The organism is Tardiphaga sp. (genome assembly GCF_028290785.1).
In the GTDB taxonomy this organism is placed as follows: Bacteria; Pseudomonadota; Alphaproteobacteria; order Rhizobiales; family Xanthobacteraceae; genus Tardiphaga.
Genome location: NZ_JAQGJD010000419.1, coordinates 1 through 5,233, shown reverse-complemented (window position 1 = coordinate 5,233; position 5,233 = coordinate 1). Strand labels below are relative to the sequence as shown.

The 5,233-nt window shown below is 65.9% G+C and carries 1 protein-coding gene; it reads right to left on the bottom strand.

The features are described from left to right. Positions 1-5,233: VCBS domain-containing protein (locus tag JWR89_RS26185; RefSeq protein WP_299721106.1), on the bottom strand; the 5,233-nt coding region annotated here is incomplete at both ends.

Here is a 5,233-nt window from a genome sequence, read left to right as displayed (position 1 = left end):
CATTGGCCAGCACGCCGCTGCCGGTGGCGGTGACGGTACCGCCCTGGTTGCCGGAATAGACGTCGTCCTGCGCCACCGGCGCGTCGTTGACCGCGGCGATATTGATCACCGCGGTGTCAGTGGCCGTCTTGGCGCCGCCGCCGGTGTTGCCGTTGTCGTTGACGGTGAGGGTCAGCGTGGTGCTGGCGGTCGGCGTGTCACTGCTGTTGATGTAGCCGACGGTGCTGCTGCCGTCCGTCGTCAGCAGGTTTTTGATCGCGCTCAGCGTGCCGGTCAGCGTCACCGACGACGTGCCGCTGCCGCTGACGGCGGCGCCGCTGGTGCCGGCGGTGACGTTGAGAATGCCGTCGCCGACCGATAGCGTCACCGAGATGATGCCGTTGACGCCGGCATCGACGTCATCGACCGCCAGGCCCAGCGCCGGATTGGCATTCTTGAGGTTGAGCACCGTCTGTTCGGTCGCATTGTAGGCAACCGGCCCGATCGCCGCGGTCGGCGCATCGTTCACGGCGGTGATGAAGATGGTGGCGATATCGGTCGCGGTCAGCCCGCCGTTGTCGGTCACCGAGAAGGTCAGCGTGGTGTGCGCCGACGGATTGTCGGAGTTGGCGACATAGCTGACGGTGCTGGAAGCATCGCCGCCCAGCAGCGCGTTGATCTGCGCCAGCGTGCCGGTGATGGTCACCGTGGGATTGCCGCTGTCGCTGACGGTCGCGCCGCTGCCGCCAGCGGTAACGTTGAGAATGCCCTCGCCGACGGTCAGCTTGACGGTCTCGATCGAATTGCCGCCGTCGGGATCGGCGATCGACAGGCCGGTGCCCTTCAGCGTCAACGGGGTCTGTTCGGTGGCGCTGTAGCTCAAGGCGGTCATGACATTGGTCGGCGGCTTGTCGCCGGGCGTGAAGAACATGCTGATCGGCACGTCCTGGGGGTAGCCGTTCGGCGTCAGTCCCGTCGCCGCGCCGGACTGCAGCCGCGGCGACACCGAGATGCTGGAGGCGGCGACGTAGTTCAGCGTCCTGCCGTCGCCGCTGACGCTGTAGGCGTTGAGGGTCTGCGAATAGGAACTGATGTAGATCAGCCCGTTGACACTGTTGTAGGTGAACTCGTGGCTGTCGAGGTTGGACACCGGGCCGCTCGGACCGTTGACGGTCACCACGGCGGGCGTCCCGCCCGCGGCGCTGACCGTGTACATCGTCCAGACGTTGGTATTGCGTCCCGCGAGCTGGTCGTAGGTCCAGACATAGAGCCGGCTGTTGCCGGTGTCGTAGATCAGGTCGTTGACGTAGACGCCGTTCTGGGTGTGGTAGTCGAGCGACGCGATCGACCAGCCCGACGTGATGACGGTGTCGATGTGGGTGGTGACGTTGACCGCGTGGAGCTGGTAGGTGCCGGTCCAGGTGGTGTAGTCGACCTGCGCATAATACAGCACGCCGCCGATCGGCATCTGCGTCATGTAGCTGATCTGGTGGCCGACCCTGGTGTCGGTGTAGGTCGGATCCACGGTGACGATGGCGGTGCGGTGCGCCGTATCCAGCACGCCGCTGGTGGTGTCGTAGCTGAAGGCGAAGATGCCGTTATTGGCGGTCGCGCCGTTGTTCCAGTTCACCCGCTGCGAGACGTACAGCGTGTGGGTGGTCGGATCGATGGCGATGTCGTCGATATTGGCGCCGTCATAACCCAGCAGATCGGGATTGCTGTAGACGATGGTCGGCGCGGCCGTGCTGTTGAGATGGCCCATATAAATGATGCCGGTGTCGCGCACGTTCTGGGTGCTCGGGACCGCAAGCATGTAATAAAGATTATTCGCGACATCGACGACGATGTTCGACGGCTGCACGATCGGCGCGGTGCGGCCCTCGCCTGTCGTGCCGGTGTTGCCGTAGACCCGGGTCACGGTGCCGTCGGTATTGACCCGCAGGACGCCGGTGTCGGGGATCGACGCCGGCTTGGTGGTGGCGTCGGCCGAGCTCTGCGTCGTGGTCCACAGCACGTCGGCCGGCGTCCCGCCGGTCGCCAGCGGCACCACGGTGATGCTGACCGTGACGTCGCTGGAGGTCGTCGTGCCATCGCCGGCCCTGTAGGTGAAGGTCTCGGTGCCGGTGGCGGCACCGCTGGTGGGCGTGTAGGTGAAGCCGCCATTGGCGCTGACGATCAGCGTGCCATAGGCCAGCGTCAATGTCAGCGGCGTGCCGGCAGGGACCGCATTGCCGTTCACGCTGGCGACCACCAGCGCGTTGCCGTCGGGATCGCGGTCGTTGGACAACAGGCCGAACGCCGCTGGCGCCGACAGCGAGGCGCTGCTGCCGGTGGGGTTGGCGCTGACGCTATACGCGTCGGCGCCGCCGACCGGCGCATCGTTGGCGGCGGTGATGGCGATGGATGTGGTGGCCGACGCCGTCAGCGCGCCGCCGCCGGTGTTGCCGTTGTCGTTGATCGACAGCGTCAGCACGGTGTTGTTGGGACGGTCCGTATTGTCGATATAGGACAGCGTCCCCGCGCCGCCTCCGAGCAACGCATTGATCTGAGCGATGGTGCCGGTGACGGTGATCGTCGATGTGCCGCTGCCGGATATCGTCTCGCCGCCGCCCGCGCTCGCGAGCAGGACGCCCTCGCCGACCGTCAACGTAACGGTCTCGGTCCCCGTGCCGCCATCGACGTCGGCGACCGAGAGGCCGGTGTTCTTCAGATTGAGGCTGCCACTCTCTGCCACGCTGTAGCCGGCCACCGGCACAGCAATGGTCGGCGCGTCGTTGACCTTGACCAGAGTGATGGTCGAGTTGGCGCTGCCGGTGGCGTTGAAGCCATCCTTCACCGCCAGCGTCAGCGTGGCGCTGGCGCCGGGCGTGTCGGTGTTGTCGATATAGCTGACGGTGCTGCTGCCGTCGGAGGCCAGCAGCGCGTTGATCTGCGCCAGCGTGCCGACGATCTGGACCGAAGCGCCGCTGCCGCTGGTGCCGCCGTTGACGGTCGCGCCGCTGGTGCCGGCGGTGACGTTGAGGACGCCCTCGGTGACCGACAGCGTGACGGTCTGCAACTCGCTGCCGCCATCGACATCGCTCACCGACAGGCCGCGGGTCTTGAGGTTGAGCGCGGTCTGCTCAGGCGCCGACAGCGGCGAGGCCAGACCGGTTGCCACCGGCGCATCGTTGGTGCCAGTGATGGTGACGACGATGTCCTGCGCCGTCCCGTCGATCGCATGCACCGTGAGCCTGTCGGACACGACCTGTCCGCCGGTCAGCGAATCCGCCTTGGTATGGTCGAGGGTGTAGCTCCAGGCGCCGCTCGCGGCGGTGAAGGTGAACGTGCCGTAAGTCGCCACCAGCGGCGACGTGCCTGCGCCGAAGCCGGCCTGCCCGGTATCGACATCGGCGACCGTTAGCGTTCCGCCGGCGCTGGTCGTGACATCCTCTACCGCCGAACCGGTGGTGGTGCCGCCGAAGGTCGCGGCGTCGTTGGAGCCGGTGATGTTGACCACGATGTCCTGCGTGGTGCTGCCGTCCGCCGACCTCACGGTCAGCGTATCGGTGGCGGCCTGCCCCTGGGTGAGTTGATTGGCCTTGGCCTGGTCGAGCGTATAGGTCCAGACGCCCGCCGCGGTGAAGGTGAAGGTGCCATAGGTCTTGGCCAGTATGGCCGGAACCTGGAAGCTGCTCTGGTTGGCGTCGAGATCGCTGATGGTGAGCTGGCCCGAGGCATTGGGATCTCCGGGCACAGTGGTGCCGGCTTCCACCACCGCGGTGTCGGCGCCGCCGACCACCGTGATCACCGGCAGGTCGTTGCTGCCAGCGATATGGATCACCACGCTGGTCGTGGTGCCGTCCGCGCTCGAGACGCTGAACGTGTCGGTATAAGTGGTGCCGGACAAAAACTCGTTGTGCGCGCTGCTGGCGGTGTAACTCCATGCGCCATTGGCGGCAATCGAGAACGCGCCATAAGTGCCGACGGTCCCGTTCTGCGGAACGAAGGTCGGGGAGCTGTCAGGATCGGTGATCGTCAGCGTGCCAGACGAACTGATATCCGCCGCGTTATCGGTTTCGACGAGATTCCGGGTGGCGCTCGACAGCACCGCGGCGTCGTTGGTGCCGGTGATGTTCACGGTGACGCTGGTCGTCGTCCCATCGATGCTCGTCACGGCGAAGGTGTCGGAATAAAGCTGGCCACCGACGAATTCATTATGGGCGGTATCCGCCGTATAGGACCACGCGCCATTGGTCCCGATCGAGAAATGGCCGTAGGCGCCGGCGACCGCATTTCGCGCCACGAACGCCTGCTCTCCTCTGTCGAGATCGCTGACGGTCAGCGTGCCCGAGGTGCTGATGGCGGCCGCCGTATTGGCCTCCGTCAGCGGCACCGTGGCGCTCGACAGCACCGCGGCGTCGTTGCTGCCGTCGATCGTGATGGTGAGAATCTGGGTGCCGGAATTGACGATGCCGTCGCTGACACGGGCGGTATATTCGATCGTGAGGTGATCGCCCGCCTTCAGGAAATCGAGGTTGGCGGCCGTCGGGTTGTAGGTCCAGGTCAGGACCTTGGCGGTTCCGTCGCTGGTCGCCGACGTAAAACTGATGGCGCCCGAAGCGATCAGGGCCGACAGATTGACGCCACCGGGCAGCGTGGTGGAGCCATTCAGTTTGGCGATCGCGTTGCCGGTCACCGACGCAGTCAGCGAATTGCCGGTGTCGGCGTCGTTCACCGTGAGCGTGCCGGTGAGCGCCGGAATATCCTGCGCCGACGCATTGCCGGCCTCGGTCACCGGGCTGCCCGGATTGCTGAAGGCGTCGATGGTCGGGGCATGGTTGGCGTCGATGGTCAGCACGGTCTGGGCGCTGTTCTGGGCGCCGAACGGAATGCTTTTCGCGCCGTCGTTGACGGTCCATGAAATCGTCCGGGTGGTGTTGGCGCCGCCGTTGGTCGGGTCGCTGCCGGTCGTGTTGTACTGCACATGGCCGAGCACGGTGTTGTAATGGGCGATGGTGTCGTAGCCGCTCAGCGTCAGCTTCTCGCTGGCGCTATCGTAGCTCACGGTGATGTTGGTGCCGGCGACCATTCCGCTGGCCCGGTTGGTCCCGCCATCGAGCACCGTCAGATGATCGCCGCTGGCGCTGCCGACAAAGATACCGGCGGTGATCTGCACCGTGGCGCCGGCATAATAGCCGCCATCTACGTCCGACGAGGTGCTGGACGCCGTGAGATCGACGTAGCCGCCCTGCTGCACCGCATGAGTCGTGGT